At 46.7% G+C, this 2516-nt stretch carries 3 protein-coding genes; 1 reads left to right on the top strand and 2 read right to left on the bottom strand.

The window, feature by feature from the left end; genetic code table 11:
* On the bottom strand, positions 1-1058 hold a 1058-nt coding region (locus tag P1P89_23085), incomplete at its 3' end, for a transposase (protein ID MDF1594409.1).
* A 205-nt stretch (positions 1059-1263) separates the two neighbouring features.
* Here P1P89_23085 and lexA point away from each other — a divergent pair.
* Positions 1264-1884: a transcriptional repressor LexA gene (gene lexA, locus P1P89_23080; protein MDF1594408.1), complete on the top strand. Its 621-nt coding sequence runs from the start codon at positions 1264-1266 to the stop codon at positions 1882-1884.
* Between the two features lie 252 nt (positions 1885-2136).
* Here lexA and P1P89_23075 read toward each other — a convergent pair whose 3' ends face one another.
* Positions 2137-2271: a hypothetical protein gene (locus tag P1P89_23075; GenBank protein ID MDF1594407.1), complete on the bottom strand. Its 135-nt coding sequence runs from the start codon at positions 2269-2271 to the stop codon at positions 2137-2139.
* Positions 2272-2516: the final 245 nt, after the last annotated feature.

Genomic DNA, 2516 nt, shown 5'->3' with positions numbered 1-2516 from the left:
AATGCCTTATCGGTCGTCTCCGGTTCCAGGATGCAGGGAATCTTATCTTCAGCGCCGGCCTTTTTTCGTTTTCCACGCGAAAGGTTGCTATAATACCCATAGTACCGGACCATCTGTTCGCCTTTGCCCGGTACGTGGCTGCACATGGCCGCCATCCATTCCAGCGCATCGAAAACCTTTATCTCGGAACCATCCTTTGACCGGTATTCCACCTGGCCGGATTCCCGATGATAGCTCATCCGCTTTTGAGAGAACGAAGCGCGGATGATGTACCGGGCCAGATTTTCCATTGAGCTTTCCTGCCAAGGCAAAATCCTCGGCCCGTAATAGGTATTGAAGCCCGTATGGCGCCATTTATCCAGCAGCGCGATCACATCCGGGCTGATTTTGCCTTTAGCCAAAAGCATCTTCAAGACCATATGCCGGAAAATTTTCTCCAAAGTGTCGGTATCGATGGCCGGCGAAACGGAAAACATGCCGTTCTCATGGAAACAACCGTCTGAAATGAGAATATGCAGATGCGGATTAAACCCCAAAAAATCACCGAAACTCTGAATGGCGATAACAGCGCCGGGTACTGCTTGCTTATCCCTGGCGGCTTTTTTCAAATAAAGCTTTAGCGCTTCCCAACCGCAGCGACTTAAATCGGAAAGCAGCTTTCGGTCATATAGAAAATATCGCCGTAAAATCTTAGGAATGCCTAATACTACATGCCGGTGGGGAACTGTCTTGACGACCTCCTGGCACAACCACTCACCGAATTCCACCACTCGCTTTTGGTGACACGAAGGGCAAAAATGGCGGCGCTTACATGAGAAAGCAAGTAAATATTCATGCCCGCAGTCTTCGCATCTCACACGCGCAAAGCCATTATACAGGAGGCCGCAGTCAAGATAACGGTAAATCACCTGCTTGACATAAGGCCGAAAAAATCCATATTTACGTTCGAAGCGGTCTTCGTAAACCTGTTCAAACGCTTCAAGATGGTCTTCAACGCACTGGTAATATGGCGAATTTTGGGGTTTGCGGGGCCTGTAAACCGAACCTGCGCAGGACATGGGGCCTCCTTTTAAGCCAAGCGGATCAAACCTTCATGGGACAGACAGTAGTACGGATTTTGCGGATATAGAACATATGTTCTATTCTGTCAAGACGTAACCGCAACCGTTTATCATAAGGATTTACTTAATATCTTTAAACTTGACAGATTCTATGATGATGGGATATTTGAACGAAGATACAAATGTTCTTTTGTGGGGATGGATGCCATTCGTAAATAGTTTGTCGGAAAAACAAAATCAGCTGCTAAAATTCCTTAGCGATTTTAATACGGCCCATGGGTTTCCGCCGACCATCAGGGAAATTTGCAGTCATTTCGGACTTAAATCGCTTAACACCGTCCATGTTCAACTGCGCGCTTTGGAAAACAAGGGCTACCTGCAGATTCATTCGGGCAAAGGTCGGGGGATCACCCTGCAGGGAGGATTGACCTCACGTGGGAAACGAATCCCTGTGGTCGGAAGGGTTGCCGCCGGAACGCCTATTCTGGCCGTTGAAAATACCGACCAATCTTTGGAAATCGATCGACATCTTTTTAATGCGGATGGCTGCTTTGCCGTTTGCATTAAAGGGGATTCGATGGCGGGTGCACATATTTTGCACGGTGATTATGTGATCATAAGAATACAGAATCAGGCTCAAGACGGGGACATCGTCGCTGCGCTGATCGAAGATGAGGTCACCTTAAAATATTATTTTAAATCCAAAAACCAAATTCGACTGGAGCCGGCCCATCCGAATTACCCTTCAATAATTTTCAAAAAACAAGACCCGCGATATTTCAAGATCCTCGGCGTTATGACCGGACTGGTTAGAAGGACATGAACCAGAATATTTGGAGCATGCGAAAGTTTCTAAGCAGCCCATATGAACAATATCGCTTTGATACAACTGAAAAAAAGCAAATGGGAAGTTAAACAAAAGGGGACGTTGTGGACTATCAGGACAAATTACAAAACCATTCGAATGCCCCAAGTCTCACATCATTATCCTCTCATTAAATTTTTGAAACCCCGAAATATTTTACGATAAAAGGTAAAAGGTAGGAGAGGTTTTTTTTATTGGCAAGTCCCACAGTTACCGGCCGGGATTGTCCAGCACCTTTCGTATCTTTTCCGCCGAATCATGGCGAGAGAACGGTTTGGAGATGAATTCCACGCCGTTGTCCAGGATGCCGTGATGGTCGATCACATCGGTTGGATAGCCGGACATGAATAGGATTTTAAGGTTGAGATTGAGAGAATTTTTGGGTCGGCCCACGCTAAACGCACTAAAATATGGCGATTAAGGGCATATGGCAGGAAAGTCCCAGAGAAAAGGGGGAAGGGCTTCGGATCGGCACGGTCCTTCGTTCGCCGCGAGCGGTTCCCAAAAGCGAATACAAAAGGGGACGTTGTGGACTATCAGGACAAATTACAAAACCATTCGAATGCCCCAAGTCTCACATCATTATCCTC

Source organism: Desulfobacterales bacterium (assembly GCA_029211065.1).
Classification (GTDB): Bacteria; Desulfobacterota; Desulfobacteria; order Desulfobacterales; family JARGFK01; genus JARGFK01.
The sequence above is the reverse complement of the archived record's forward strand: the minus strand, read 5'-3'. Positions and strand labels throughout refer to the sequence as shown.

Excerpts from the sequence above, each read along its gene's own strand:
- P1P89_23075 (MDF1594407.1), bottom strand. The coding sequence starts at position 2,271 with ATGTCCGGCTATCCAACCGATGTGATCGACCATCACGGCATCCTGGAC.
- lexA (MDF1594408.1), top strand. The coding sequence starts at position 1,264 with ATGCCATTCGTAAATAGTTTGTCGGAAAAACAAAATCAGCTGCTAAAA.